This window comes from Klebsiella sp. 18074, assembly GCF_902705905.1.
Classification (GTDB): Bacteria; Pseudomonadota; Gammaproteobacteria; order Enterobacterales; family Enterobacteriaceae; genus Klebsiella; species Klebsiella terrigena.
Genome location: NZ_CACSIS010000023.1, coordinates 1 through 26,551 on the forward strand (window position 1 = coordinate 1; position 26,551 = coordinate 26,551).

Genomic DNA, 26,551 nt, shown 5'->3' on the forward strand with positions numbered 1-26,551 from the left:
CAGAGACTTGGTATTCATTTTTCGTCCGAGGACGTTAAGAATCCATGTCACTTTGAGTGCCCACACAGATTGTCTGATAAATTGTTAAAGAGCAGTGCAACGCGGCTTTCGCTCACCGTTGCGAGGTGGCGTATATTACGCTTTCCTCTTTCAGAGTCAACCCTTTAATTCAGGATTTTTTCTCTTCAACCGAACCGGCTAGTTGGTGTGAAGTGATTCACATCCGCCGTGTCGATGGAGGCGCATTATAGGGAGCCCGCCGGGAATGACAAGCGGAAAAATACAATTTTATTTCAACCGCTCATCTTTTATACGTAACGCTTATTTTTGCTGCTTTTTGATGGCTGCCGGCAGATCTGCGAGGCTATTAAGCACCCAGTCAGCGGCATTTTCCGCATCAGCCGTGACCGGCTTGCCGGTGCGCACCAGCACTTTAGTGCCAATATCCGCCGCCAGAGCTGCCTGCATATCTTCAACTTTGTCGCCTACCATATAAGAAGCGGTCATATCTATATTAAGGTAGTCACGCGCGGAGATAAGCATCCCCGGATGCGGCTTACGGCAATCGCAGGTCTGGCGGTATTCTTCAACGGTGCCCTGCGGATGATGCGGACAATAGTAGATACCGTCCAGATCGACGCCGCGGTCGGCCAGCGACCAGTCCATCCATTCAGTCAGCGTTTCAAACTGCGCTTCGCTAAACTTACCGCGAGCGATACCGGACTGGTTGGTGACGACCACCAGAGCGAAGCCCATCTCCTTTAATTGACGCATTGCATCAATTACGCCATCGATAAATTCAAAATTATCGATTTCGTGGACATAGCCGTGATCGACATTAATCGTGCCATCACGGTCGAGAAAAATTGCGGGTACTGACTGTGCCACCGGTTTACTCCTGATAAAGGCTAGTCTGATTAGTATCGCATGTTTCCTGATGCAAGAAAGTGCTCATTATACAGAGCCGGATTGATTTAGACGTCTGGATGCCTTAACATCCATTTCATTGACAGGCATCGCCTGGACACGGCAGAAGAAAATGCCACGGCAAACGGCTAACCGATAATAAATAACTGATGATTAAACTTTCGAATATCACCAAAGTGTTCCAGCAGGGGAACCGCACCATACAGGCGCTGAACGATGTCAGCCTGCATGTTCCTGCCGGGCAAATTTACGGCGTTATCGGCGCATCCGGCGCCGGTAAGAGTACGCTGATTCGTTGCGTAAACCTCCTCGAGCGTCCAACTCAAGGCAGCGTACAGGTGGGTGGTCAGGAACTTACCGCGCTTTCTGAAAAAGAGCTCACCCGCGCACGCCGCCAGATAGGCATGATATTCCAGCACTTTAACCTGCTGTCATCACGTACCGTTTTCGGCAACGTGTCGCTCCCCCTCGAGCTGGACAATACCCCGCCGGCGGAGATTAAACGCCGCGTGACCGAGCTGCTGGATCTCGTCGGCCTGGCCGATAAGCATGATAGCTACCCGGCCAACCTCTCGGGCGGACAGAAGCAGCGCGTGGCGATTGCCCGTGCCCTGGCCAGCAATCCGAAGGTTCTGCTGTGTGACGAAGCCACCAGCGCGCTGGATCCGGCGACCACCCGCTCCATTCTGGAGCTGCTGAAGGATATCAACCGCCGCCTCGGCCTGACGATTCTGCTGATCACGCACGAGATGGACGTCGTCAAACGCATCTGCGACTGCGTCGCGGTCATCAGCAACGGGCAGCTGATCGAGCAGGATACGGTGAGCGAAGTCTTCTCTCATCCGAAAACCCCGCTGGCACAGCAGTTTATTCAATCAACGCTGCATCTGGATATTCCGGATGACTATCAGGCACGCCTGAAGCCCACCGCGCTCCCCGATAGCGTCCCGATGCTGCGTATGGAGTTTACCGGCCACTCCGTCGATGCTCCGCTGCTCTCTGAAACCGCCCGCCGCTTTAATGTAAATAACAACATTATCAGCGCGCAGATGGATTACGCCGGCGGCGTGAAGTTCGGCATTATGCTGACCGAGATGCACGGCACGCAGGAAGACACCCAGGCGGCAATCGCCTGGCTGCAGGAAAATTATGTAAAAGTAGAGGTACTGGGATATGTCTGAGGCAATGATCTGGCTGCTGTTGCGCGGCGTGTGGGAAACGCTGGCAATGACCTTTGTCTCCGGCTTTTTCGGTTTTGTCCTCGGCCTGCCGGTAGGCGTGCTGCTGTACGTCACCCGCCCGGGGCAGATTGCCGCTAACGCCAAACTCTACCGAACCCTGTCGGCGCTGGTGAACATCTTCCGCTCTATACCTTTTATTATCCTGCTGGTGTGGATGATTCCCTTTACCCGCGTGATTGTCGGTACGTCTATCGGCCTTCAGGCAGCCATTGTGCCGCTGACGGTTGGCGCCGCGCCGTTTATTGCACGTATGGTGGAGAACGCGCTGCTTGAGATCCCAACGGGTCTTATCGAAGCATCCCGCGCGATGGGTGCCACGCCGATGCAGATCGTGCGTAAGGTCCTGCTGCCTGAAGCGCTGCCGGGTCTGGTGAACGCCGCGACGATTACGCTCATTACCCTGGTCGGTTATTCCGCCATGGGCGGCGCGGTCGGCGCCGGTGGTCTGGGGCAGATTGGCTATCAGTACGGCTACATCGGCTACAACGCCACGGTAATGAATACCGTGCTGGTATTACTGGTTATTCTGGTTTATTTAATTCAATTCTCTGGCGACCGTATCGTCCGGGCTGTGACTCACAAATAACATTATCGACACAACATCGTTCAGGGGCCTCCGCGCGGCCTGGACGACGCGTGTACACACAGACTCTTACAGGAAGGAAATAGCATGGCCTTTAATTTTAAAACCTTTGCGGCAGTAGGTGCGTTGATCGGTTCTCTGGCTCTGGTGGGCTGCGGCCAGGATGAAAAAGATCCGAACCATATTAAAGTCGGAGTCATCGTGGGTGCTGAGCAGCAGGTTGCTGAAGTGGCGCAGAAAGTCGCTAAAGAGAAATATGGTCTCGACGTTGAGCTGGTCACGTTCAACGACTACGTTCTGCCGAACGAAGCGCTGAGCAAAGGCGACATCGACGTTAACGCCTTCCAGCACAAGCCTTACCTCGACCAGCAGATTAAAGACCGCGGCTATAAGCTGGTCGCCGTCGGCAACTCCTTTGTTTATCCGATTGCCGGCTACTCCAAGAAAATTAAAACCCTCGACGAACTGCAGCCGGGCTCCCAGATTGCCATTCCTAACGATCCGACTAACCTCGGCCGTTCTCTGCTGCTGCTGCAGCAGGCGGGTCTGATCAAGCTGAAAGAAGGCGTTGGCCTGCTGCCGACCTCTCTGGATATCATTGATAACCCGAAAAACCTGAAGATTGTTGAGCTGGAAGCACCGCAGCTGCCGCGCTCCCTCGACGATGCGCAAATTGCCCTGGCGGTTATCAATACCACCTATGCAAGCCAGATTGGTCTGACCCCGGCAAAAGACGGTATTTTTGTCGAAGGTAAAGACTCTCCGTACGTCAACCTGATTGTTGCTCGCGAAGACAACAAGGACGCGGAAAATGTTAAGAAATTTGTTCAGGCTTACCAGAGCGATGAAGTTTTTGAAGCCGCGAATAAAATCTTTAACGGCGGTGCAGTGAAAGGCTGGTAATCTTTTTTCACCGTAATATCATTCAGGACGGGCTTTATGCCCGTCTTGTCATTTATGCAAGCACCTGATTCAATAGCGCCCTGTTTTATTATTCATTGAGGAAATACTATGCGTGCTTTACCGGTCTGTTTGTTAGCACTCATGTTAAGCGGTTGCTCTATGCTAAGCAGATCTCCCGTCGAACCTGTACAAAGCACGGCAACGGCACCTGCCAAATCGGAACCGGCAAAACCCAAGGCCGTGCGCCCGGCACCGGTAAGGATCTATACCGATGCGTCAGCGCTGGTCGGCAAGCCTTTCCGCGACCTGGGTGAAGTCAGCGGTGAGTCATGCCAGGCCTCAAATCAGGATTCACCACCGAACATCCCTACCGCCCGCAAACGTCTGCAAATTAACGCCGCGAAAATGAAAGCTAACGCGGTCCTGCTGCACAGATGCGAAGTCACCAGCGGTACGCCGGGATGCTATCGCCAGGCCGTTTGCCTTGGCTCTGCGCTTAACGTTTCGGCGCAATGAGTTCTTTTGAGTTTGCGCAGATAGGTGTTATTCGCTCGCCGTATAAAGAAAAGTTTGCCGTACCTCGCCAGCCCGGGCTGGTTAAAAACGGCGGCGGTGAGCTGCATCTTCTGCCCCCCTATAACCAGGCCGACGCCGTGCGCGGCCTGGAAAACTTCAGCCATCTGTGGGTATTGTTTGTTTTTCATCAAACCATGGACGGCGGCTGGCGGCCTACCGTGCGCCCTCCTCGCCTCGGCGGCAATGCGCGAATGGGCGTTTTCGCCACGCGCTCAACCTTCCGGCCAAACCCCATCGGCATGTCGCTGGTCGAGCTCAAGGGCATTCGCTGCCAGAAAGATCGGGTGATACTCGAGCTAGGCAGCCTCGACCTGGTCGACGGTACGCCGGTCGTTGATATCAAACCCTATCTTCCGTTTGCCGAAGCGCTGCCGGATGCCAGCGCCAGCTACGCCCAGCAGGCGCCGCTGGCTGAAATGACGGTCAGCTTTACGCCGGAGATGGACGCGCAGCTTGCGCTGCTGGAAAAGCGCTACCCGCAGCTTAAAGCGTTCATTCGCGAAGTTCTGGCGCAGGACCCGCGCCCGGCCTATCGTAAAGAGGAAGAAGCAGGAAAAACTTACGCCGTCTGGCTGCTCGATTTTAACGTGCGCTGGCGCGTGATTGCGTCTGGTTTTGAAGTCTTTTCTCTGGAACCACGCTAATTTTATTTTCCTCTCTTTTGGCATCTTTGCCACACTGGTAAACTAAACCACTTTTTTGTTTCAGGCTGGCCCTCCAGCCTGTTCCGATCGTCCAAATGGAACCGTAACAACATGCGTACTAGCCAATATCTGCTCTCCACACAAAAGGAGACACCTGCCGACGCCGAAGTCATCAGCCATCAGCTGATGCTGCGCGCCGGGATGATCCGCAAGCTGGCCTCCGGATTATACATCTGGCTGCCAACCGGTCTGCGCGTTCTGAAAAAAGTCGAAAACATCGTGCGTGAAGAGATGAACAACGCCGGTGCTATCGAGGTGTCTATGCCGGTCGTTCAGCCGGCAGACCTGTGGCAGGAAAGCGGTCGCTGGGAGCAATACGGTCCGGAACTGCTGCGCTTCGTCGATCGCGGCGATCGTCCGTTCGTCCTCGGCCCAACGCATGAAGAGGTGATCACTGACCTGATCCGCAACGAGCTGAACTCTTATAAGCAGCTGCCGCTGAACTTCTTCCAGATCCAGACCAAGTTCCGCGATGAGGTTCGCCCGCGCTTTGGCGTGATGCGTTCGCGCGAGTTCCTGATGAAAGATGCCTACTCTTTCCATACGACTCAGGAATCGCTGCAGGAAACCTACGACGCGATGTATGCCGCCTACAGCAAAATCTTCTCCCGCATGGGTCTCGATTTCCGCGCGGTACAGGCTGACACCGGCTCTATCGGCGGAAGCGCATCGCACGAGTTCCAGGTTCTGGCGCAGAGCGGCGAAGATGACGTGATCTTCTCCGACAGCTCTGACTTTGCCGCCAATATCGAATTTGCCGAAGCCATTGCGCCGAAAGAGCCTCGCGCCGCCGCAGCTCAGGAAATGACGCTGGTCGATACGCCGAACGCCAAAACCATCGCCGAGCTGGTTGAGCAGTTTAATCTGCCGATTGAGAAGACCGTGAAAACGCTGCTGGTTAAAGCGGTGGAAGGCAGCGCTTATCCGCTGGTTGCCCTGCTGGTTCGCGGTGACCACGAGCTGAACGAAGTCAAAGCGGAGAAACTGCCGCAGGTTGCCAGCCCGCTGACTTTCGCCACCGAAGAAGAGATCCGCGCTATCGTCAAGGCAGGCCCTGGCTCTCTCGGTCCGGTCAACATGCCGGTTCCGGTCGTTATCGACCGTACCGTTGCGGCAATGAGCGATTTCGCCGCTGGCGCTAACGTTGATGGCCAACACTACTTCGGCATCAACTGGGATCGCGACGTTGCCACCCCGGAAGTCGCCGACATCCGTAACGTTGTCGCCGGCGACCCGAGCCCGGACGGTCAGGGTACGCTGCTGATCAAACGCGGCATCGAAGTCGGTCACATCTTCCAGCTGGGCACCAAGTACTCCCAGGCGCTGAACGCCTCGGTGCAGGGCGAAGATGGCCGCAACCAGGTGCTGACGATGGGCTGCTACGGCATCGGGGTCACCCGCGTGGTCGCCGCAGCTATCGAGCAGAACTATGACGATCGCGGCATCATCTGGCCGGAAGCTATCGCGCCTTTCCAGGTGGCGATTCTGCCGATGAACATGCACAAATCCTACCGCGTGCAGGAGCTGGCCGAGAAGCTGTATAGCGAACTGCGCGCCCAGGGCATTGAAGTCCTGATGGACGACCGCAAAGAGCGTCCGGGCGTGATGTTTGCCGATATGGAGCTGATCGGTATTCCGCACACCATCGTGCTGGGCGACCGCAACCTCGACAACGACGATATCGAATATAAGCATCGTCGCGTCGGTGAAAAACAGCTGATCAAAACGGGCGACATCGTGAATTACCTGGTTAACGCCATTAAAGGTTAATTCCACGCCTGAATGCAAAAAGGCCTCGCATCTGCGAGGCCTTTTTTATCGGTGCTACTTTTCTACTGGCTACAGTCTTTGCCGGGGATAAACTTCACGTCCTTATCCGCCGTCAGCGTTTTCACCATTTCACCGCTGTCAGGGTTAGGCTCGAGGGTAAAGTGCCCTTCCACCACCAGCAGCACCGGACGCGTATCCGTTCCGCGCGCGGCGGCATAATCACGTTCAAGCTGGGCATTATTGGCAACCGCAGTTCGTTTGCCGGTGGCACAATCGGTAAAGGTCGCCGCATCCGCCATATAGAAATACATGCCGCGCATCGCCATCGGCGTGGTCGGCAGGCTGGCTTTCACCGACTCGAGGGTATAGTTCAGCGTTGATTCAATCGGGTTGCCTTCGCGATCGAGCATCTCCAGCTTGTCGCCCTTCGCGCGATAGTAGGATTTCTCCCCTTTGCTATCGGTCAATACCAGCTTATCCGCGGTGCGGGCCCAGGTACCGTACGACGCAAACGACGACGGCTCGCGGGTCACGCCCTGGTAGCGTTCATTCATCACCCAGCTGCCGTCTTTTTCGAGAAACAGCGAGGTTTCGATGCCTTCGCAATCGGCGCACGGCAGTATCCCGCGCCAGCTCTGCTGCATCGGCTTCAGCTCCGTCAGCGCCGCCGGTTGCAGCGTCTCAACTTCTGCCCGATGATTGCAGCCAAACAGCGCAAAGAGCGAACAGGCTGCCGCCACTGAGAATATGATTTTCTTCACTGTAAATTCCTTATAATCCATGCCACCCGTTCGTCGCATGCCTACTGACGAACCTTCCCACGCAGCGCTTTGACCGATGATTTTTGCGACTTAGAAGCAAGCCGACGCTCTTTTGATGCTCGGGTTGGTCGCGTTTCCCGGCGACTTTTTTGCGCTACGGTTAATTCTTGTATCAGCGCAATCAGGCGAGCGATCGCCGCTTCGCGATTCATCTCCTGGCTGCGGTATTCCTGAGCCTTAATGATAACCACACCGTCGGCAGAAATTAAGTGGTGACTGGCGCTGAGCAAACGCTCCTTGTAGTACTCAGGCAGGCTCGAAGCCTTAATATCAAAGCGCAGGTGGATCGCGGTTGACGCTTTATTCACGTGCTGACCGCCCGCGCCCTGCGCGCGGATCCCCGTCAGGGAGACTTCATCCTCCGCAATAGAGACGCTGCGGCTAAAGGTAATCATGCCGCCGGCTGCCAGGCCGTTAAATGAATTTCCAGATTATTCTTAGCGTCGGATAACCAGATGCTGCCGTCCTGAATGGTGGCCTGCAAAATCATCGTGCGATCGGCAAAGGCGCCGAGCTGCTCCAGCTGCGCATCGTCCAGATACCAGACCGTCAGCTTGCGGAACTGCGCCATTTTACTCTTATTCTGCTGCCACCAAACCTCGGCCGCCCGGCTATTGTAGGCAAACAATGCGACTTCCTGCGAACGCGAGCAGGCTTTTTTAATCCGCTTGTCGTCCGGTAATCCGAGCTCAATCCACAGTTCGACGCCCAGATGATCGTTGAGCAGCCACAGCTCGGCCTCGTCATCCGAGGAGAGGCCGCGGGTAAACTGCAGCCGCTCGTCGGCATACTTAATCCACGCCAGCAGGCGCAGCATCATGCGCTCCTGGGTTTCAGACGGATGCTGCGCCAGCGTCAGGCTGGCATCAATAAACCGGTTGCGATCCATATCGGCTACATTTACCGTCGCTTTATAAATCGTCGCTTTCAGCGCCATGAAAAAACTCCTGAAAAAAATGGCGTACATTGTAGCGAAACTGGCGACAAAAGGCTGTCGACAATCGAGGGATCCTTTTTCATCCTGCTGATATTGCTTAAATGACTATGGTATAGTCACCTTGCTAAACAGAGTTTATCTTCGTAGGCTTAAACTTGCATCCCACGGTTGAGTCAGAATACTGACAGGAGGGCATGTGGACCAATATTGTGAGTTAATACGCAAGCGGTATGCGGAAATAGCCAGCGGAGACCTGGGGTATATCCCGAATGCGCTGGGTTGCGTGTTGAAAGTATTGAATGAAATTGCGGCGGATGAGGCCCTTTCGGAGTCAGTCAGGGAAAAGGCCGCCTATGCGGCAGCAAACTTACTGGTGAGCGATTATGTCAATGAATGATACTTATCAACCCATCAACTGCGATGATTATGACAATCTCGAACTTGCCTGCCAGCATCATCTGGTGCTGACGCTGGCGCTCAAAGATGGTGAGCAGCTGCAGGCGAAGGCAAACGATCTTATCTCGCGCAAAAATATCGAGTATCTGGTGGTGGAACTTGGCGACAACAGTCGCGAGCTACGCCTGGATACCATCGCCAGCTTCAGCCACCCGGAAATCGGTACCGTGGTGGTGAGTGAGTCCTGAATAAAAACGGGTGGCTTAGCCGCCCGTTTTCCTCCATACCAGCCGTACGCCCTCGCTATCCTGCGCTTCTCCTTCACGGGTAATAAACAGCAAATCCGCGGCAGCAATGAGCGTTTCGCCGTAAAACAGCAGCGGCGTGGTATCGCGGCGCCAGGGCGCGATACCCAGCTCCTGCCAGATTTTCTTCAGCTTGCGCCCGCCGTGACGACCGACGATATGCAGATTGCCGCCGGCACGAAAGCGCACCGTCACCGCTTCGCCGGCGAGCGGAGCGCGCAGCGCCCCTCCGGCAAGCAGCAATAGCTCGCCCATCCCCTCCGGCAGCCGCAGCGGCTGACGGCTATCGGGCCATGAGAGCACCGCCTCCGTCTGGCCGGGGAGATATTTCACCCACCACAGCCGCTGCCGGTAGCGGCGAACGGTAAAGTCGCCGAGACGCAGGCAGGGAAACGCATCCTCCCGCGCCAGGGCAACCTCACGCCAGATCCGTTCCGGCATCTCGCGGGATGGCATCGGCGCGTTGTGCCACGCCAGCCAGCGGCGCAGCAGAGCGGCGCGGCGCGCGGCGCTCGCGGCGGCCAAAGGTTCAATCGCTAAGGTTCCGTCATCCGCCATCAGCGACGCCAGCTCTTCTGCCAGCATCTCGTCCAGCAGGCTCTCCTGTTCAGCACAGAGGTCGGCGCTACGAGCCACCGCCTCGGCGAAGTGCGGCCAGCGGGCGCTAAGCCGAGGAATAATCTGCAAACGCAGAAAGTTGCGATCGTAGGTATCGTCCTGGTTGCTCTCATCCTCAATCCAGCTGAGCTGATGGCGCAGCGCCCACTGGTGTAGCGCTTCCCGGCGGGTATGGAGCAGCGGACGCAGCAGCAGAGTGTCAGAAAAGGCGGAAGACGCGGCCATCGCCGACAGCCCGGTCGGGCCGCTGCCGCGCTTGAGCGCCAGCAGGAAGGTTTCACACTGATCGTCGAGATGCTGGGCCGTCACCAGCACCTCTCCCGGCTCGAGGGCCGTTCGGAAGGCCTGGTAGCGCGCCTCCCGGGCGTGCGCCTCGACTCCCAGACCGGTATCCGCCAGCACCACGCGCTCGACCACCAGCGGGACCTGCCACTGCTGGCACAGCTGCTGGCAGTGCGCGACCCAATCGTCGGCGTTGGCGCTCAGGCCATGATGAATATGGATAGCTCGCAGCCTTAACGTCGGATCCTGCGCGCGCCAGCAGACCAGCTGGTGGAGCAGAACCGTTGAATCGAGGCCGCCGCTGAAGGCCACCAAAAACTGGCGGTGCGGCTGAAGGTTTTGCGCAATATCTGGGGTCATCTTCATGATAGTGCTGGCTGAGAGGAGATAGCCCGGCACGTTACCGGCCGGGGCCATCTCTGGCAAGGACTACTGCTGATAAATTTCCAGCGGCAGACCGTCAGGGTCGTTAAAGAAGGTAAAGCGCTTATCGGTGAAGGGATCGATACGTATCGCTTCACACTTCACGCCGTGGGCCTCAAGGTGGGCCACCGACGCGTCAATATCATCCACGCTGAAGGCCAGGTGACGCAGGCCGCAGGCCTCAGGGCGCGACGGACGGGCCGGAGGCAAAGGAAAGGAGAAGAGCTCAATGACGTACTCCCCGTTCAGCGCCAGATCCCCCTTCCACGAGTCGCGCTCTTCGCGGTAGAACTCGCTCTGCAGCGTAAACCCGAGAATATCGCAGTAGAAGGCTTTGCTCTGCACATAGTTGCTCGCAATGATGGCAATATGGTGAACCCGTTTTAAACCTAGCATGTTTACCCCTCAGTTAATATCAACCAGGTTACTCGCACCGATTACTGCGGCGCAAGCCGCGAGCTATTTTTATTTCACCCCGCCGCTTGTGCAAAACTTATCCGGACGAAGGAGTGGGAAAATATAATTTATTTTCAACAAATTACATAATTAAACTATGTTAACGCGGCCCAAAACCTGATTCGATTCAGAAATAGAATACCTGGAGGATGAAAATGGTCATAAAACAGCCATCAAATGACCTCCCGCAAGTCATCGTGGCCTCACAAGGTATAATCTTCCTGATTTCAGTACCTCAGACACTGTTTTTCCCGCGATGCGGGGGAAACGATCATCAAAATCGAATCGCTACGTCTTAAGTCCAGGTCGATACCCAGAGAGGCCAAGCCATGAAGCGAGTTTTGATTGTTGGCGGTTATGGCAATGCAGGGAAATGCATTGTCGAGATGCTATTGGATGCCAGCGATGCTGCCCTTGTCGTAGCAGGGCGGAACGAAATGCGAGGCAGACAATTCATCGAGGAAAAAAACGTTGCTCCTGACCGGCTAACCTTTCTGGCATTGGATGCAACCGATCCTGAGTCGATGTTTAAGGCAGCGGATGGCGTTGATCTTGTCGTTATGGCCTCAGGAACGTCCATGTTTGCTGAAGCCACCGTCCGCTCGACATTGCAAGCCAGTACTGATTATATCGACCTTCAAGTTAATGCTGGAAAAACCCGGGTATTGCAGGAGATTGATCCTTTGGCTAAAAGTCAGGGGCGCTGTGTTATAACCGATGCGGGTTTTCATCCTGGATTACCTGCGGCCATGGTTCGGTATCTCATTTCCCGGGTACCAACGCTGACTACCGCGCGCATTTCCAGCCTTATCGCTATTGACTGGCATCAGTCTATGCCGATATCGGCATCAACAGTTGAAGAGTTCGTTGACGAGTTTCGCGATTTTGCATACGAAGAGTATGCTGATGGCCACTGGCGGGCCGCAGGAAAACCGCGGCGTGTCGTTTTCCCTTCGCCCTTTGGCCGCCGCTTGTGTACGGCAATGGGGCTTGCTGAAATGCACGAAATCACATCTTCATATCCTCAATTGACTGACGCCGGATTCTGGGTTGCAGGCTTTAACCCCGTCACTGATTTTCTGGCTATTCCACTGGCTTTTGTCGGGATGCGCTATTTTCCGAAACACCTCAAGCGCCCACTGAGCCGGCTTTTGCAAGGGTCATTGCTGCATTTTTCCCGGCCTCCCTATGGTGTGGTTCTACAACTTGACGGTAAGGCTGGGGTATCTGCGGAAGGTCCATTGATGCGAATCTCGCATCCAGATGCTTATGTCGTCACAGCCGCGCCAGTAGTGGCTACTATTCTGCAACTACTTGATGGTTCCATCAGTACGCCGGGTGTTCATCTCCAGGCCACAATCGTCGATATAGAACGATTCTTCGTGGATTTAGCACGCCTGGGTCTTCGAATCGAAGTCTTCATTTGAACTATTCGCTAATGAAGCAGCCCTTTGCAATGTTCGACGCTGCAGATTTACCGCTTATCATCACGGTAGAAATAGAAATACGATACCGTTTTCTTTGCCGATGCTTTATGCGACTTCTGTCCCCAGTGAGCGCACGTCTACCTCCCGGCGTTAAAAAGAATTAACCCCATGTTAAGTAATGAGGTTAGCTCCCTGTACTCTTTGCGCGAATAACTTAATGTGGGGTATCTTTTAAGACGCGTATGCGATATACCCCATCCTCGCCGCGCTTCGCCCCGTGAATGTCGGTTTCAAAGCCCGGATAATGGCGCCCAATGGAGCACAGCATCAGCAGGAAATCGAGCACCGCGCGGCTCTCCTCGGTAATCATCTCCCCGGGCATCAGCAGCGGCACGCCCGGTGGATACGGCAGGATCATGTTAGCGGATATGCGCCCAACCAGATTTTCCAGCTCAATGGTCTCCACCTCGCCTTTGATTTGCCGCTGCCAGGCCTGGTGCGGCGTCATCTTCATTTCCGGCAGGACGTCGAAGGCGCTCAGCATCAGCTGCGAAAGCTGGTGCTGACGGATCAGACGATGGATCCCCTGGGCCAGATCCTGAATGCGCATATTGCGGTAGAAATCCGGGTCTTCGGCGTAGAGATCCGGCAGCATATTCTTCACCCGCAGATTAAGATCGTAGGCGCGTTTAAACTCCGTCAGGCCACGCAGCAGCCCCATCGCCCGGGTTTTGTCGATGCCAATGCTGAAAAGGAACAGCAGGTTATAGGGCCCGGTTTTTTCCACCACCACGCCGCGCTCATCGAGGAACTTCGCCACCAGCGCGGCCGGGATGCCTTCGTCATCCATATTGCCCTGCTCATCCATCCCCGGCGTCAGGATCGTCACCTTAACCGGATCGAGGAACATATGGTCGTCATCGGCATCCTGAAAACCGTGCCACTGCTCACCGGTAGCAACCGGCCAGCACCGGGTCTCGGCAATATCTTCCGGCTGCCAGATATCAAAGAACCAGCCGTCCGCCTCTTCGCGCAGGCGCTGTACCTCTTTGCGAAAATCCAGAGCCCGCTCTATCGAGCGCTGGATCAGACGCTTGCCCGAATTCCCGCGCAGCATTGCCGCGGCGGTTTCAATCGAGGCGACGATGGGATAGCTCGGCGAGGTAGAGGTATGCATCATAAAGGCTTCATTGAAGGTCTCTTCGTCATAGCTGCCTTTAATATGGATCAGCGAAGCCTGCGACAGCGCCGCCAGCATTTTGTGCGTCGACTGGGTTTCAAAGATAACCTTTCCCGGCACGCGATCGCCGCTCATGCCACTCTTCCCCTGATAAATCGGGTGGAAATGGGTATAGGGCACCCACGCAGAGTCAAAGTGGATAGAGGGGACGTCGAGCGTCTCTTTTATCCAGGTGGTGTTATACAGCAGGCCGTCGTAGGTGGAGTTGGTGATCACCGCATGTACCGGCCACTGCGCCCCGCCCGTCGTGCTCACCTTGTGCTGAATGCTGTCGCGGGTAAACTCCCGCTTCGGGATGCCGCCGAGGATCCCCAGCGCATTGCGCGTCGGCTTCAGCCACAGCGGGACGACGTCGCTCATCATCAGCAGATGCGCCAGCGACTTGTGGCAGTTGCGATCGATAAGCAGCGTGCTCCCCGCCGGGGCAGAGTACATGCCGACAATTTTGTTCGACGTTGAGGTGCCGTTAGTCACCATGTAGCTCTGCTCCGCACCGAAGGCGCGGGCGATATACTCTTCCGCCTCCAGGTGCGGCCCGGAGTGATCGAGCAGCGATCCCAGCTCCGTCACGGAAATGGAGACGTCGGCCTTGAGCGTATTGCCGCCAAAGAAATCATAAAACAGGCAGCCTACCGGGCTTTTCTGGTAGGCGCTGCCGCCCATATGTCCCGGTGTGCAGAAGGTATATTTACCCTCCTGGACGTAGTTGAACAGCGCTTTGGTAAACGGCGGCGTGATGTTGTCGAGATACTCGCGGGTGTACTGGCCGATGCGGGTGGCAATCTCCTGCGCAAGGCCGAGAGCATACTCGAAGAACCACAGCGTCATACGCAGATCCTGGCCGCTGACGTCCATCGTCGAATGCGCGTTGATAAACGCGTACAGCGGAAGATATTCGTTGAGCTGATTAATATCGCTGCACAGCTCGACGTTATACTCATCCCAGTCAAAAATGACGCCGCAGATCCGCGGATTGTGTTCGATAAACTGCAGCAGGTCGGCGCTATTCTGCGGCCAGATGGTCTGAAAGCCTTGCTGTTGCAGGGCGACTTCCAGTTCTTTAACCGGTTCGTCTTTGTGATAGACGCCGTGGGGACCCATGATGGCAATGATATTCACGCATTCCTCCTGGAATAGACCTAAGGCAGGCATCATAGCAACCGCGCCTGCGTATCGCACATAAAAAAGGGCCGGAAAATCCGGCCCTTTTTACTGCATAACGCAAGGAATAATCAGGCGTAGCCGTAGTTCATCAGACGCTGATAGCGACGGTTTAACAGCTCTTCTTCGCTCAGGATATCGAGGTCCGCCAGATCGGCCAGCAGCTGCGCTTTCAGGCTTGCAGCGATGGCTTCCGGATTGCGATGCGCGCCGCCCAGCGGCTCCGGAATAATGGAGTCGATAAGCTTCAGCTCTTTCAGACGCGGGGCAACGATCCCCATGGCTTCAGCCGCCAGCGGGGCTTTGTCCGCGCTTTTCCACAGAATGGAGGCGCAGCCTTCCGGTGAAATAACGGAATAGGTGCTGTACTGCAGCATATTCACTTTGTCACCGACGCCAATCGCCAGCGCGCCGCCGGAGCCGCCTTCGCCGATAACAGTGCAGATGACCGGTACGCTCAGGCGCGACATTTCACGCAGGTTACGGGCAATCGCTTCCGACTGGCCGCGCTCTTCCGCGCCAACGCCCGGGTAGGCACCAGGGGTGTCGATAAAGGTGATGATCGGCATTTTAAAACGCTCAGCCATCTCCATCAGACGCAGCGCCTTACGGTAGCCTTCCGGTGCCGGCATGCCAAAGTTGCGACGAATTTTCTCTTTCGTCTCGCGCCCTTTCTGGTGGCCGATAATCATCACCGGACGCCCGTCCAGACGCGCAATACCGCCGACGATAGCTTTATCATCAGCGTAGGCACGGTCGCCGGCCAGTTCGTCAAACTCGTCGAACGCCAGGCGGACATAATCCAGGGTGTATGGGCGACGTGGATGGCGTGCCAGCTGAGCAACCTGCCATGCGCCGAGATCGGCGAAGATTTTACGCGTCAGCTCTACGCTTTTTTCACGCAGACGATGCACTTCTTCATCGATGTTAATATCGAGTTTCTCATCCTGACGGCTTACTGCAGTCAGGGAATCGATTTTCGCTTCCAGCTCTGCAATCGGCTGTTCAAAATCAAGGAAATTCAGACTCATAGTATTCCTGTATTAGTCAAACTCCAGTTCCACCTGCTCCGAGCCGATAAGGCCACGCAGATCGTTGAGTAAACGATCGCTCGGAGAGACGCGCCATGTTGCGCCGAAGCGCAGCCGCGCGCGCGCATCCGCCCTCTGATAGTAGAGGTGCACTGGAATAGTTCCCGAACGGTGGGGTTCCAGAGACTGACGGAGTCGGTTTAAAAGCTGGTCATCAATTTGCCTGTCCGTCAGCGAGATAGCAAGCCCGCGAGCATATTTTTCCCGGGCTTCGTCAATGTCCATCACTTCGCGGGCGGTCATTTTAAGCCCCCCGCTGAAGTCATCAAAGCTGACCTGTCCGCTGACGATAAGTATGCGGTCTTTTTCCAGCAATTGCTGATATTTATCCAGAGCGTCGGTGAATAACATCACCTCCAGACGCCCGGAACGGTCATCCAAAGTACAGATGCCGATACGATTGCCGCGCTTGGTGACCATTACCCGCGCAGCAATAACGAGCCCCGCCGCCGTAGTCACTTTACCACGATCGGTCGGATGCATGTCTTTGAGCCTGACGCCGCCTACGTAGCGCTCGATCTCTTTCAAATACTGGTTGATCGGGTGACCGGTCAGATACAGCCCCAGGGTCTCCCTTTCGCCATCGAGCACCACCTGCTCCGGCCACGGCTGGCAGTTAGCGTAGGATTGCTCGATTTGTTCCGGCTCTTCCGCCAGCACGCCGAACATGTCGGCCTGGCCAATGGCCTCGGCTTTTGCGTGCTGATCGGCGGCCTTCAGGGCGTCGCCAAGCGAATTCATCAGCGCCGCGCGATGCGGCCCGAGGCGGTCAAACGCCCCGGACATAATCAGTTTTTCCAGCACCCGGCGGTTGAGTTTTTTGGTATCGGTACGGGCGCAAAGATCGAAGAGCTCGCGGAAATAGCCGCCTTCGTTACGCGCTTCGATAATCGCTTCGATCGGACCTTCGCCGACGCCTTTAATTGCCCCAATGCCGTAGACGATTTCACCCTCGTCATTAACGTGGAAATGGTACAGGCCGGAGTTAATGTCAGGCGGCAGGATTTTCAGCCCCATCCGCCAGCACTCATCCACCAGCCCAACCACCTTCTCGGTGTTGTCCATATCCGCCGTCATTACCGCGGCCATAAACTCTGCCGGATAGTGCGCCTTCAGCCACAGCGTCTGGTAGGAGACCAGCGCATAGGCCGCGGAGTGCGATTTGTTAAATCCGTAACCGGCGAATTTCTCCACCAGGTCGAAGATTTTCATCGCCAGCTCGCCATCAACGCCGTTTTTCTTTGCCCCTTCCTCGAAGGTGCCGCGCTGCTTGGCCATCTCCTCCGGCTTTTTCTTACCCATCGCACGACGCAGCATATCCGCGCCGCCGAGCGTATAGCCGGAAAGCTCCTGCGCGATCTGCATGACCTGTTCCTGGTACAGGATAATGCCGTAGGTCGGCTCAAGTACCGTCTTCAGACACTCATGCTGCCACTGCACGTCCGGATAGGAGATCTCCTCCCGGCCGTGCTTACGGTCGATAAAGTTATCCACCATCCCTGATTGCAGCGGACCGGGACGGAACAGCGCCACGAGGGCGATCATATCTTCGAAGCAGTCCGGCTGCAGACGTTTGATCAGATCTTTCATGCCGCGCGATTCAAGCTGGAAAACCGCGGTGGTTTCCGAGCGCTGCAGCATATCAAAACTTTTCTTATCTTCCAGCGGAATGGCGGCGATATCCAGCGGCTCTTCGCCGTTCTTCGCGCGCCGCTTGTTGATCATCTCCAGCGCCCAGTTGATGATCGTCAGCGTACGCAGGCCGAGGAAGTCAAACTTGACCAGCCCCGCATATTCCACGTCGTTCTTATCAAACTGGGTGACCGGATGCAGCCCGGCCTCATCGCAGTACAGCGGGGCAAAATCGGTGATTTTGGTCGGGGCGATAACTACCCCGCCCGCGTGCTTACCGGCGTTACGCGTGACGCCTTCCAGCTTGCGCGCCATATCGATCAGCGCCTTGACCTCTTCGTCAGCTTCGTAGATTTCCGGCAGCTGCGGTTCGGCTTCAAAGGCTTTCGCCAGGGTCATCCCCGGATCCGGCGGCACCAGTTTTGAGATGCGATCGACGAAGCCATACGGATGGCCCAGCACGCGGCCGACGTCGCGGATAACCGCTTTTGCCGCCATCGTACCGAAGGTAATAATCTGCGATACCGCATCGCGGCCGTACATGTCCGCGACGTGCTCGATAACCTGATCGCGCTTTTCCATACAGAAGTCGACGTCAAAGTCGGGCATCGACACGCGCTCCGGGTTCAGGAAGCGTTCGAACAGCAGATCGAACTCCAGCGGATCGAGATCGGTAATTTTCAGCGCGTAGGCCACCAACGAGCCGGCGCCGGAGCCTCGTCCAGGACCAACAGGCACGCCGTTATCCTTCGACCACTGGATAAATTCCATCACGATCAGGAAGTAGCCAGGGAAGCCCATCTGGTTGATAACCTGCAGTTCGATCTCCAGACGTTCATCATATTCCGGGCGCTTCTCTTTGCGCACGGCTTCGTCGGGGAACAAGAATTCCAGGCGCTCTTCCAGACCCTCTTTCGATTTCAATACCAGGAAATCTTCAGTCGTCATCTCGCCGGTCGGGAACTGCGGCAGAAAGTATTCGCCAAGACGCACGGTGACGTTACAGCGTTTGGCAATTTCTACGCTATTTTCCAGCGCCTCGGGGAGATCGGAGAACAGCTCGCACATCTCATCTTCGCTGCGCATATACTGCTGCGGCGAATAGTTACGCGGGCGCTTCGGATCGTCGAGGGTAAAGCCGTCATGGATCGCCACGCGGATTTCATGCGCGTCGAAGTCGCCGGTCTCGAGGAAGCGCACGTCGTTCGTCGCCACCACCGGCAGCCCGCGCTCCTCCGCCAGCTGGACGGCGGCGTGCAGATAGGTCTCTTCGTTCGCCCGACCAGTGCGGATCAGCTCCAGATAGTAGCGATTGGGGAAGTGCTCTTCGTAGAAGTCGACGCACTGTTCAACCAGCGCCGCGTTGCCGCGCGTCATGCACACGCCGACGTCGCCTTTGCGCGCGCCGGAGAGCAGAATCAGCCCTTCCTGATGCTCAACCAGCCAGTCCCTGTCGATCCACGGCCCGAGAGCACCGTAACCGCGCTGATAGGCGCGGGAAATCAGCAGGGTGAGGTTTTGGTAACCGGCGTTATCGGCCGCCAGGACGGTAATTTCGGTCAGCTCATCGCCCAGCAGATCGCACTGGACGTGAAAATCCGCGCCGACGATCGGCTTGATCCCGGCTCCGTGTCCCGCTCCGTAGAACTTCACCAGCCCGCACAGGTTGGTAAAATCGGTGATCGCCAGCGCCGGCATGCCTAACGAGGCCACCTTTTTCACCAGCGGCCCGGTTTTCGCCAGCCCATCGATCATGGAATAGTCGCTGTGCACCCTGAGGTGTACGAAACGTGGTTCAGCCATCTTCAGATTCCGCGTTACTTGATTGCGTATTGATTCAGGACGCGAGGCCCAGCGCGCGTTTTACCGGGCCGAAACTGCGCCGATGATGCTCTGTTGCGCCATGCTCTATCAGCTTTTCCAGATGGAAAGCGGTGGGATAGCCTTTATGCTGCGCAAAGCCGTATTGAGGAAATTCCAGATCCAGCGTCACCATCTCCGCATCGCGCGTGACTTTAGCCAGAATAGACGCCGCGCTGATTTCCGCCACCCGGCTATCGCCTTTAACAACCGCCAGCGACGGGGCCGGCAGCGGCGGACAGCGGTTACCGTCAATCAGCACGAACTCCGGCGCTATGTGTAAGCCGGCGACGGCGCGCTGCATGGCCAGCATCGTTGCGTGCAGGATATTCAGCTCGTCGATCTCGTGCGGCTCCGCGCGGCCAAGGCTCCATGACAGGGCCTTCTCTTTGATCTCATCGAACAGCGCCAGGCGACGCTTTTCGCTTAATTTTTTGGAGTCATTCAGGCCAATAATCGGCTTTGCCGGATCGAGGATCACCGCTGCGGTGACGACCGCACCAACCAGCGGCCCGCGTCCAACTTCATCAACGCCGGCAACAAGGTGGGTATGCGGATAGACAAACTCAATCATTTTACTAACTCCAGTACCGCGTCCGCCGCCTGCTCATCAGCATTACAGCGAATTTGTTGATGCAGCGCGCGGAAGGTGTCGTGCATTTCATGGCTGGTTTTGCCGTCGGCCAGCAGCGGCCGCAGCGCATCGGCGAGCAGCTGCGGCTGACACTCATCCTGCAGCAGCTCTTTAACCAGCTCGCGCCCGGCCAGCAGGTTGGGTAGCGAAACGTAATCGGTTTTCACCAGCCGCTTCGCCAGCCAGAAGGTAAACGGCTTCATGCGGTAGCCAACGACCATCGGACATTTGGCCAGCATGCACTCCAGCGCCGCCGTCCCGGAGGCGAGCAGCGCGGCATCGCTGGCGATCATCGCATCACGCGCCTGACCATCCAGCAGGTGAACCGGGAGATCCGGCGCCGTTTCGGCTTTGATACGTTCAAACTGTTCGCGCCTTTTGGCGTTCACCAGCGGGACTAATACTTCCAGGCCGGGATAGTGGCCGCGCAAAATCTGCGCGGTTTTGAGGAAGTCCGCGCTGAGCATTTCAACTTCTGCCCCGCGGCTCCCCGGCAGCAGCGCCAGGCAGTGCGCGTCCCGGGCAATGCCCAGGCGGTCGCGCGCGGCGCCTTTATCCGGATCCAGCGGCATCGCATCCGCCATAGTGTGGCCGATGAAGCGGCAGGGAACGTTAAATTTGTCGTAAAACGCTTTTTCGAAAGGCAGAAATGCCAGCACCAGATCGGTCGATCTGCCAATTTTGAAAACGCGTTTTTGTCGCCATGCCCAAACGGACGGGCTGACGTAATGGATAGTCCTGATGCCCTGCTTTTTCAGGTTGCCTTCGAGAGTGATATTGAAGTCCGGCGCGTCGATACCAACAAAAACATCGGGACGCAGCTCGCCGAAGCGGCGGGTGAGATCGGCGCGAATGTGCAGCAGGCGGCGCAAGCGACCAAGCACTTCAACAATGCCCATCACCGCCAGCTCTTCCATTTCATACCAGGCTTCGCAGCCCTCGGCCTGCATTAGCGGCCCCGCCACGCCAACAAAGCGCGCATCGGGAATGCGAGCCTTGAGCGCGCGGATCAGACCGGCACCAAGAATATCGCCGGAGGTTTCTCCGGCGACCAGGGCAATAGTCAGGGGACGCTGTGCAGCCATTAACGAATCAGGCCGCGGGTTGAGCGGGCAAAGAAGTCGTAAAATGGCTGAGCTTCAGGATGCTGAGCCGCCAGTTCGGCGATTTCCGGCTTGGCTTCGTCCAGCGTTTTGCCGCTGCGGTACAGCAGCTTATACGCGTTACGAATGGCGGTGATCGCTTCACGGCTGAAGCCGCGGCGTTTCAGGCCTTCGATATTGACGCCAAACGGCGTCGCGTGGTTGCCCTGGGCAATAACGAACGGCGGAACGTCCTGCGCAACGCCGGAGCAGCCGCCAACCATCACGTGGGCACCGATAATGCAGAACTGATGCACCGCGGTCATACCGCCGATGATAACGTAATCATCCAGCGAGACGTGCCCGGCCAGGGTCGCGTTATTGGCCAGAATGCAGCGATCGCCAACCGTACAATCATGCGCCACGTGGGCGTTGATCATCAGCAGGTTATCGCTGCCCACCTTCGTTAATCCACCGCCCTGTACTGTACCGCGATGAATGGTGACGCTTTCGCGGATGCGGTTGCGATCGCCAATTTCCACACGCGTCGGTTCGCCAGCATATTTCAGATCCTGGTTAACTTCGCCGATGGAAGCGAACTGATAGATCTCATTATCGCGGCCAATCGTGGTATGGCCGTTAACGACAACATGAGACTTCAGTACTGTACCTTCGCCAATCACGACGTTAGCACCAACAATACAAAAGGGACCAATGTGAGCGTTAGCACCGATAACGGCACCTTCTTCTACAATGGCTGAAGGATGAATAAAGGCGGTTTTATCAATCACGTATCAGGCCTCCCGGCTACGCGCACACATCATCGTTGCTTCGCAAACCACTTTCCCGTCAACCGTCGCGACGCCTTTAAAACGCGTCAGGCCGCGGCGGGTTTTCTCAAAAGTGACTTCCATAATCATCTGATCGCCTGGTACTACCGGACGTTTGAAACGCGCTTCATCAATCCCGGCAAAATAGTACAGTTCGCCCGGCTCGAGCTTACCCACGCTTTTGAATGCCAGGATGCCGGTGGCCTGGGCCATAGCTTCCAGAATCAGTACGCCTGGTAAAATCGGTTTACCAGGGAAATGCCCCTGGAAAAACGGCTCGTTAACAGAAACATTTTTTACTGCGCGCAGAAAACGACCTTCTTCAAAATCCAGCACGCGGTCTACCAGCAGGAACGGGTAACGGTGAGGCAGAAGTTCCAGAATCTCTTCAATGTGCAGAGTATGAGTGTCAGTAGTCAAAATACTCTTCCTGTCTAAATATACTAAAAGGCAATAATAACACGGCCTGCGGCAATCTTATGAATGCAACAGGCCGAAAATTTTCACGCTTCACCTTCCAGGCAGCCGCTTTATCGGCTACGTGGCATGATTCGCGTTTGGCTGGGTGCGCTAATCTTGTTGATTAACCTTGCGCTCAACTGCTTTGAGTCGCTTGCTCATATCATCAATATTCATCACCAGCGCGGCTGTTTTACGCCAAACCTTATTCGGTTGCAGCGGGATACCCGAAGAGTAAACGCCAGGTTCGGTGATAGGACGCATAACCATCCCCATCCCCGTGACGGTCACTTTGTCACAGATTTCCATATGGCCGTTGATCACGCTGGCACCACCAATCATGCAGTAGCGGCCGATTTTCAGGCTGCCCGCCATGATAACGCCGCCAGCAACGGCGGTATTGTCGCCAATCACGACGTTGTGCGCAATCTGGCACTGGTTGTCGATAATGACGCCATTACCGATCGAGGTGTCATCCAGCGCACCGCGGTCGATGGTGGTACAGGCGCCGATCTCCACGCGATCGCCAATAATGACGCGACCCAGCTGCGGGATCTTCACCCAGTTACCGCGATCGTTGGCGTAACCGAAACCGTCTGCACCGATCACGGTGCCGGACTGGATCAGACAATTTTCGCCGATCTCAATCTCGTGATAAACGGTGACGTTGGCCCATAAACGCGAGCCGGCGCCAATTTTTGTCTTTTTACCAACGAAGCATCCGGCGCCGATAACCACGTTATCGCCGAGCTCTACGTCGGATTCGATAACGGCGTTAGGGCCGATCGCTACGTTCTTACCCAGCTTCGCCGTGGCATCAATGACCGCGCTGGGCGCGACATTCTGCGCCGGCTGCGGCGTGGTATCAAGTATTTGAGCCATGCGGGCGTAGGTCAGGTAGGGATTACGCACTACCAGCGCGGCGCCGTGGGCAAAAGGTAAATCATCCTGCGTCATAACAACGGCAGAAGCCTGGCAATCGGCCAGGCGATCACGGTATTTAGGATTTACCATGAACGTAATATGGCCCGCTTTTGCGGCCTGCATGGATGCAACGCCGGTGATGACGATATCGCCATCACCGTGTAATTCTGCATCCAACTGCTGCGCAAGATCAGCCAGTCGAATTGAAGGCATTACTTAGTTAACCTGTTTCAGCACATCAGCGGTGATGTCTTTTACATCGCTGCTGTTGTATGCAACGGCATTAGAATCTACAACCAGATCGATGCTCTGGCTGTTCGCGACGCTTTTCACAGCAGTCTGGATACGGGTAACCAGCTTGCCACGTTCTTCGTTAGAACGACGTGAACGATCCTGCTCAAAAGACTGTGCCTTCTGAGAGAAAGTCTGGCGCTGAGCCATTACGTCTTTTTCCAGCTTGGTACGATCGGCGCCCGGCTTCATGGACTGCAGACGCTGCATTTTAGACTGCAGGTCACCTTCCATACGCTGCAGCTCGCTCGCGCGGCCTTTGAACTCGTTTTCCAGCGTATTAGAAACGCCTGTTTTCTGGGCAACCTGTTGGAACAGGCTGTTCATGTTTACCATTGCAATTTTATCTGCCGCCTGTGCGGAAGTTACCATTGCTAAACCCAGACCTGCAGCTAATAACCACTTTTTCACAATTAACTCCTTACCATCCCATGAGTACCCAGGGGTACCGTTATTTGCGTGGCCAGGCGACAACCGAAGTTATCGCCTAAAGTCAGCGCGATACTGCACTTACATTCCTTTGTAGCCCACAGTTACCAGGTTTTACCAATGTTAAACTGGAACTGCTCGGCTTTGTCTCCCTCGTACTTTTTAAACGGTTGGGCGTAGGAGAATACCAACGGCCCCAACGGCGACATCCACTGTACCGCAATACCTGCGGACATACGGATGTTGCTCGGATCGCCATAATCCGGATAGCCACCGTACGCGCTCGAATCCCAGTGCGTATCCCACACGGTACCCATATCCCAGAAGAAGGAGGTACGGACCGAGTTAGCATACTTATCGCTGATAAACGGCGTCGGAGCAATCAGCTCCAGGCTGGCAACCGCCATGGCGTTACCGCCGACCGCATCATCAGACTTACAAGGTGCAGATTCGGTGCTCTTACAGTTGCTGTCATAGTTGTCATCGCCATCGTGACGACTATTGGCCGGGAAATAAACCGCTTTCGGACCAATGGTGTTCGACTGGAACCCGCGCACGGTGCTTGAACCACCGGCGTAGAAGTTCTCGTAGAACGGCATCTCTTTGCCGCCAAGGCCGTCACCGTAACCGAAGCGGGTACGTCCCAGCACAACCCATTTGTGATCGTTATCGATCGGCACGTAGGTCGCGGTATCCAGCGTGGCTTTGTAGTATTCGTTGTCTGAACCCGGAATAGTCACTTTACCATTCAGGTTAACGCGTGAACCTTCCGTCGGGAAGAAGCCGCGGTCCAGCTTGTTGTACGTCCAGCCGTAGTTAAAGGTGAAGTCGTTGGCGCTGAATGAGTTTTTATCGTCCGTATTGCTCGGATATTGACCCATTGAGTTCAGGTAGCGCCACATCGACACCTGCGGCTGCATGTTAGACAGGGAGTTATGGACATAACCCACGCCCGCACGCAGCGTATTGTATTCGTTAACCGGGAAGCCCAGCGTAACGTCCGTACCGTAGCTCTTGTTGGTATAGTCGGACAGGTCCGCATCGTTCGCATCGAAGTCGTTATAGAACACACGACCACCGAGGCTAACGCCATCAACGGTGAAGTACGGGTTTGTGACCGACAGTTCAGTATAGGTCTGGTAATCGTTTTTGGTGCCGTTAATTCCAACGGAATAGCCGGTACCCAACCAGTTGTCCTGCTGAACGCCCGCCTGGAAGCTTACGCCGCTTTCAGTACCGTAGCCGATACCAAAGTTGAAGCTACCGGTGTTACGCTCCTTGACCTTATAGACCACATCGACCTGATCCGGCCTGCCCGGCACGCGCTGCGTATCGGTATCAACGGTTTCGAAATAGCCTAAACGGTTCAGACGGTCTTTACCCTGGTCAACCAGATCGCTGCCCAGCCACGCCCCTTCCATCTGGCGCATTTCGCGACGCAGAACGGAATCTTTCGAGGTGTCGTTGCCTTCAAAGCGAATTTTACGCACGTAGTAGCGGTTCCCCGCATCGACGTTAACATGCAGCTTCACGGTCTTGTCGGCGTCGTTGATTTCCGGCTGCGACTGCACGCGCGGATAGGCGTAACCGTAGCGACCGAGGAGTTTCTTAATATCATTCTCCATTTTGGTCACTTTGGCGCCGTTATACAGCTCGCCCGGCTCGACTTTGGTCAGTGCTTCGATTTCCGCCGAATGCCCCGCCAGATCGCCCGTCACCTGCACACCCGAAAGCTTGTACTGATCGCCTTCGGTTATGTTCACGGTGATGTAGATGCCTTTTTTATCCGGCGTCAGGCTCACCTGGGTGGAGTCGATGTTGAAACGTGCGTAGCCGCGATCCAGGTAGTAGCTGCGCAGAGTTTCGAGATCCCCTGCCAGTTTCTGCTTCTGGTATTTGCGATCGCCAACCACGTTCCACCACGGCACTTCATCGCGTAGCTGGAAGGTAGATATCAGTTCGTCCGTGCTGAATGCATGGTTACCGACGATATTGATTTGCTGGATTTTCGCCGAGACGCCTTCCTGGAACACCAGCTTCAGGTCGACGCGGTTACGCGGCAGCGGCGTGACGACAGCTTTTACGCTGGCGCTGTACTTACCGACGCTATAGTAGAAATCTTCCAGCCCTTTCTCGATATCAGCGAGCGTAGTACGGTCAAGGGACTCCCCAACGCGCACGCCGGATGCCTCAAGGTTTTGCTTGAGCATGTCATCCTTCACCGACTTGTTACCGGAGAAAGTGATGCTGGCAATCGTTGGGCGCTCTTTCACCTGCACCAGCAGGGTATCACCATCGCGCAGGACGCGAACGTCCTCAAAGTTGCCGGTGGCAAACAGAGCACGAATGGTGTTACTGATATCATCATCGGTCACCGTATCGCCAGGACGCACTGGCATACTGAGGAGGGCCGCACCAACAGCGACACGCTGCAAGCCTTCGAAATGAATGTCCTTCACCACGAACCCTTCAGCACCGTATACGGTTGCGCTGCTAAACAGCAGCGACGCTATGAGCAACTTTTTCATCGCCATCGTTATTATGCGTTC

25 protein-coding genes are annotated in these 26,551 nt (G+C 55.8%); 9 read left to right on the top strand and 16 right to left on the bottom strand.

The genetic code is table 11. From position 1 onward, the window contains the following. Positions 1 to 321: 321 nt before the first annotated feature. The gene (gene gmhB, locus GVK32_RS20435) at positions 322 to 888 is read right to left on the bottom strand and encodes a D-glycero-beta-D-manno-heptose 1,7-bisphosphate 7-phosphatase (RefSeq protein ID WP_159872041.1); all 567 of its coding nucleotides are present in this window, start codon (positions 886 to 888) and stop codon (positions 322 to 324) included. A 188-nt stretch (positions 889 to 1,076) separates the two neighbouring features. Here gmhB and metN point away from each other — a divergent pair, with 188 nt between their 5' ends. From metN to proS, 6 genes are all read left to right on the top strand, one after another. Further along, entirely contained in the window at positions 1,077 to 2,108 is a 1,032-nt protein-coding gene (gene metN / locus GVK32_RS20440; RefSeq protein WP_159872043.1) for a methionine ABC transporter ATP-binding protein MetN, read from the top strand. Then, entirely contained in the window at positions 2,101 to 2,754 is a 654-nt protein-coding gene (locus tag GVK32_RS20445; RefSeq protein ID WP_041144154.1) for a methionine ABC transporter permease MetI, read from the top strand. The genes metN and GVK32_RS20445 overlap by 8 nt, the downstream gene beginning before the upstream one ends. 84 nt (positions 2,755 to 2,838) lie before the next feature. Then, positions 2,839 to 3,654 carry a MetQ/NlpA family lipoprotein gene (locus GVK32_RS20450; RefSeq protein ID WP_123710042.1) on the top strand — a complete coding sequence of 272 codons (816 nt, stop codon included), beginning with the start codon at positions 2,839 to 2,841 and terminating at the stop codon, positions 3,652 to 3,654. 108 nt (positions 3,655 to 3,762) lie between these two features. Further along, complete coding sequence (gene rcsF / locus GVK32_RS20455; RefSeq protein ID WP_159872045.1) at positions 3,763 to 4,170, top strand: Rcs stress response system protein RcsF; 408 nt, start codon at positions 3,763 to 3,765, stop codon at positions 4,168 to 4,170. Beyond that, positions 4,167 to 4,874 (top strand): tRNA (N6-threonylcarbamoyladenosine(37)-N6)-methyltransferase TrmO, encoded by a 708-nt coding sequence (tsaA, locus tag GVK32_RS20460; RefSeq protein ID WP_041144151.1) that lies wholly within the window; start codon positions 4,167 to 4,169, stop codon positions 4,872 to 4,874. Before rcsF ends, tsaA begins: the two co-directional genes overlap by 4 nt. Positions 4,875 to 4,985: 111 nt before the next feature. Beyond that, positions 4,986 to 6,704 (top strand): proline--tRNA ligase, encoded by a 1,719-nt coding sequence (gene proS, locus GVK32_RS20465; RefSeq protein ID WP_159872047.1) that lies wholly within the window; start codon positions 4,986 to 4,988, stop codon positions 6,702 to 6,704. 62 nt (positions 6,705 to 6,766) lie between these two features. On the opposite strand, the gene nlpE is transcribed toward proS, so the two are convergent. The 3 genes from nlpE to GVK32_RS20480 are packed head-to-tail and all read right to left on the bottom strand — an operon-like array spanning position 6,767 to position 8,462. Continuing rightward, on the bottom strand, positions 6,767 to 7,465 hold the full coding sequence (gene nlpE / locus GVK32_RS20470) for an envelope stress response activation lipoprotein NlpE (protein WP_159872049.1): 699 nt from the start codon (positions 7,463 to 7,465) through the stop codon (positions 6,767 to 6,769). A 41-nt stretch (positions 7,466 to 7,506) separates the two neighbouring features. Next, positions 7,507 to 7,920, bottom strand: coding sequence for an alternative ribosome rescue aminoacyl-tRNA hydrolase ArfB (gene arfB / locus GVK32_RS20475; RefSeq protein ID WP_123710046.1), 414 nt, complete (start codon positions 7,918 to 7,920; stop codon positions 7,507 to 7,509). Further along, the gene (locus tag GVK32_RS20480) at positions 7,917 to 8,462 is read right to left on the bottom strand and encodes a YaeQ family protein (RefSeq protein WP_159872051.1); all 546 of its coding nucleotides are present in this window, start codon (positions 8,460 to 8,462) and stop codon (positions 7,917 to 7,919) included. Before GVK32_RS20480 ends, arfB begins: the two co-directional genes overlap by 4 nt. Positions 8,463 to 8,658: 196 nt before the next feature. On the opposite strand from GVK32_RS20480, the gene GVK32_RS20485 reads away from it, so the two are divergent. After that, positions 8,659 to 8,859 carry a YaeP family protein gene (locus tag GVK32_RS20485; RefSeq protein WP_041144146.1) on the top strand — a complete coding sequence of 67 codons (201 nt, stop codon included), beginning with the start codon at positions 8,659 to 8,661 and terminating at the stop codon, positions 8,857 to 8,859. After that, the gene (rof, locus tag GVK32_RS20490; RefSeq protein ID WP_041144145.1) at positions 8,846 to 9,106 is read left to right on the top strand and encodes a Rho-binding antiterminator; all 261 of its coding nucleotides are present in this window, start codon (positions 8,846 to 8,848) and stop codon (positions 9,104 to 9,106) included. Before GVK32_RS20485 ends, rof begins: the two co-directional genes overlap by 14 nt. A 15-nt stretch (positions 9,107 to 9,121) precedes the next feature. Here rof and tilS read toward each other — a convergent pair whose 3' ends face one another. Then, positions 9,122 to 10,423: a tRNA lysidine(34) synthetase TilS gene (tilS, locus tag GVK32_RS20495; RefSeq protein WP_159872120.1), complete on the bottom strand. Its 1,302-nt coding sequence runs from the start codon at positions 10,421 to 10,423 to the stop codon at positions 9,122 to 9,124. Between the two features lie 69 nt (positions 10,424 to 10,492). Next, the gene (locus GVK32_RS20500) at positions 10,493 to 10,882 is read right to left on the bottom strand and encodes a VOC family protein (protein WP_159872053.1); all 390 of its coding nucleotides are present in this window, start codon (positions 10,880 to 10,882) and stop codon (positions 10,493 to 10,495) included. A gap of 389 nt (positions 10,883 to 11,271) precedes the next feature. Between GVK32_RS20500 and GVK32_RS20505 the strand changes: the two genes are divergently transcribed. Beyond that, positions 11,272 to 12,369, top strand: a complete 1,098-nt coding sequence (locus GVK32_RS20505; protein WP_159872055.1) for a saccharopine dehydrogenase NADP-binding domain-containing protein — start codon at positions 11,272 to 11,274, stop codon at positions 12,367 to 12,369. A gap of 214 nt (positions 12,370 to 12,583) precedes the next feature. Here GVK32_RS20505 and GVK32_RS20510 read toward each other — a convergent pair whose 3' ends face one another. The 10 genes from GVK32_RS20510 to bamA all read right to left on the bottom strand — a co-directional run bounded on the left by GVK32_RS20510 (position 12,584) and on the right by bamA (position 26,536). After that, a complete protein-coding gene (locus GVK32_RS20510) occupies positions 12,584 to 14,728 on the bottom strand; it encodes a lysine decarboxylase LdcC (protein WP_159872057.1) in 2,145 nt (714 codons plus the stop codon). A gap of 113 nt (positions 14,729 to 14,841) precedes the next feature. Beyond that, complete coding sequence (gene accA / locus GVK32_RS20515) at positions 14,842 to 15,801, bottom strand: acetyl-CoA carboxylase carboxyl transferase subunit alpha (protein WP_041144142.1); 960 nt, start codon at positions 15,799 to 15,801, stop codon at positions 14,842 to 14,844. A gap of 12 nt (positions 15,802 to 15,813) precedes the next feature. Beyond that, positions 15,814 to 19,296, bottom strand: coding sequence for a DNA polymerase III subunit alpha (dnaE, locus tag GVK32_RS20520; RefSeq protein ID WP_159872058.1), 3,483 nt, complete (start codon positions 19,294 to 19,296; stop codon positions 15,814 to 15,816). Positions 19,297 to 19,330: 34 nt separating this feature from the next. Beyond that, positions 19,331 to 19,927, bottom strand: a complete 597-nt coding sequence (gene rnhB, locus GVK32_RS20525) for a ribonuclease HII (RefSeq protein WP_041144140.1) — start codon at positions 19,925 to 19,927, stop codon at positions 19,331 to 19,333. Continuing rightward, entirely contained in the window at positions 19,924 to 21,072 is a 1,149-nt protein-coding gene (gene lpxB, locus GVK32_RS20530; protein WP_095103630.1) for a lipid-A-disaccharide synthase, read from the bottom strand. The genes rnhB and lpxB overlap by 4 nt, the downstream gene beginning before the upstream one ends. Continuing rightward, on the bottom strand, positions 21,072 to 21,860 hold the full coding sequence (gene lpxA / locus GVK32_RS20535) for an acyl-ACP--UDP-N-acetylglucosamine O-acyltransferase (protein WP_123710052.1): 789 nt from the start codon (positions 21,858 to 21,860) through the stop codon (positions 21,072 to 21,074). Before lpxA ends, lpxB begins: the two co-directional genes overlap by 1 nt. A gap of 3 nt (positions 21,861 to 21,863) precedes the next feature. Next, positions 21,864 to 22,319, bottom strand: coding sequence for a 3-hydroxyacyl-ACP dehydratase FabZ (gene fabZ, locus GVK32_RS20540; protein ID WP_004098761.1), 456 nt, complete (start codon positions 22,317 to 22,319; stop codon positions 21,864 to 21,866). Between the two features lie 150 nt (positions 22,320 to 22,469). Beyond that, entirely contained in the window at positions 22,470 to 23,495 is a 1,026-nt protein-coding gene (lpxD, locus tag GVK32_RS20545; RefSeq protein WP_041144137.1) for a UDP-3-O-(3-hydroxymyristoyl)glucosamine N-acyltransferase, read from the bottom strand. Between the two features lie 3 nt (positions 23,496 to 23,498). Beyond that, entirely contained in the window at positions 23,499 to 23,984 is a 486-nt protein-coding gene (skp, locus tag GVK32_RS20550; RefSeq protein ID WP_041144136.1) for a molecular chaperone Skp, read from the bottom strand. A gap of 122 nt (positions 23,985 to 24,106) precedes the next feature. Continuing rightward, positions 24,107 to 26,536 carry an outer membrane protein assembly factor BamA gene (gene bamA, locus GVK32_RS20555; RefSeq protein ID WP_159872059.1) on the bottom strand — a complete coding sequence of 810 codons (2,430 nt, stop codon included), beginning with the start codon at positions 26,534 to 26,536 and terminating at the stop codon, positions 24,107 to 24,109. Positions 26,537 to 26,551: the final 15 nt, after the last annotated feature.

What these genes read in the sequence shown, in the direction of transcription:
- metN (WP_159872043.1), top strand. Translation starts at nt 1,077, where the DNA reads ATGATTAAACTTTCGAATATCACCAAAGTGTTCCAGCAGGGGAACCGC.
- GVK32_RS20445 (WP_041144154.1), top strand. Translation starts at nt 2,101, where the DNA reads ATGTCTGAGGCAATGATCTGGCTGCTGTTGCGCGGCGTGTGGGAAACG.
- GVK32_RS20450 (WP_123710042.1), top strand. Translation starts at nt 2,839, where the DNA reads ATGGCCTTTAATTTTAAAACCTTTGCGGCAGTAGGTGCGTTGATCGGT.
- rcsF (WP_159872045.1), top strand. Translation starts at nt 3,763, where the DNA reads ATGCGTGCTTTACCGGTCTGTTTGTTAGCACTCATGTTAAGCGGTTGC.
- tsaA (WP_041144151.1), top strand. Translation starts at nt 4,167, where the DNA reads ATGAGTTCTTTTGAGTTTGCGCAGATAGGTGTTATTCGCTCGCCGTAT.
- proS (WP_159872047.1), top strand. Translation starts at nt 4,986, where the DNA reads ATGCGTACTAGCCAATATCTGCTCTCCACACAAAAGGAGACACCTGCC.
- arfB (WP_123710046.1), bottom strand. Translation starts at nt 7,920, where the DNA reads ATGATTACCTTTAGCCGCAGCGTCTCTATTGCGGAGGATGAAGTCTCC.
- GVK32_RS20480 (WP_159872051.1), bottom strand. Translation starts at nt 8,462, where the DNA reads ATGGCGCTGAAAGCGACGATTTATAAAGCGACGGTAAATGTAGCCGAT.
- rof (WP_041144145.1), top strand. Translation starts at nt 8,846, where the DNA reads ATGTCAATGAATGATACTTATCAACCCATCAACTGCGATGATTATGAC.
- tilS (WP_159872120.1), bottom strand. Translation starts at nt 10,423, where the DNA reads ATGACCCCAGATATTGCGCAAAACCTTCAGCCGCACCGCCAGTTTTTG.
- GVK32_RS20500 (WP_159872053.1), bottom strand. Translation starts at nt 10,882, where the DNA reads ATGCTAGGTTTAAAACGGGTTCACCATATTGCCATCATTGCGAGCAAC.
- GVK32_RS20505 (WP_159872055.1), top strand. Translation starts at nt 11,272, where the DNA reads ATGAAGCGAGTTTTGATTGTTGGCGGTTATGGCAATGCAGGGAAATGC.
- accA (WP_041144142.1), bottom strand. Translation starts at nt 15,801, where the DNA reads ATGAGTCTGAATTTCCTTGATTTTGAACAGCCGATTGCAGAGCTGGAA.
- dnaE (WP_159872058.1), bottom strand. Translation starts at nt 19,296, where the DNA reads ATGGCTGAACCACGTTTCGTACACCTCAGGGTGCACAGCGACTATTCC.
- rnhB (WP_041144140.1), bottom strand. Translation starts at nt 19,927, where the DNA reads ATGATTGAGTTTGTCTATCCGCATACCCACCTTGTTGCCGGCGTTGAT.
- lpxB (WP_095103630.1), bottom strand. Translation starts at nt 21,072, where the DNA reads ATGGCTGCACAGCGTCCCCTGACTATTGCCCTGGTCGCCGGAGAAACC.
- lpxD (WP_041144137.1), bottom strand. Translation starts at nt 23,495, where the DNA reads ATGCCTTCAATTCGACTGGCTGATCTTGCGCAGCAGTTGGATGCAGAA.
- bamA (WP_159872059.1), bottom strand. Translation starts at nt 26,536, where the DNA reads ATGGCGATGAAAAAGTTGCTCATAGCGTCGCTGCTGTTTAGCAGCGCA.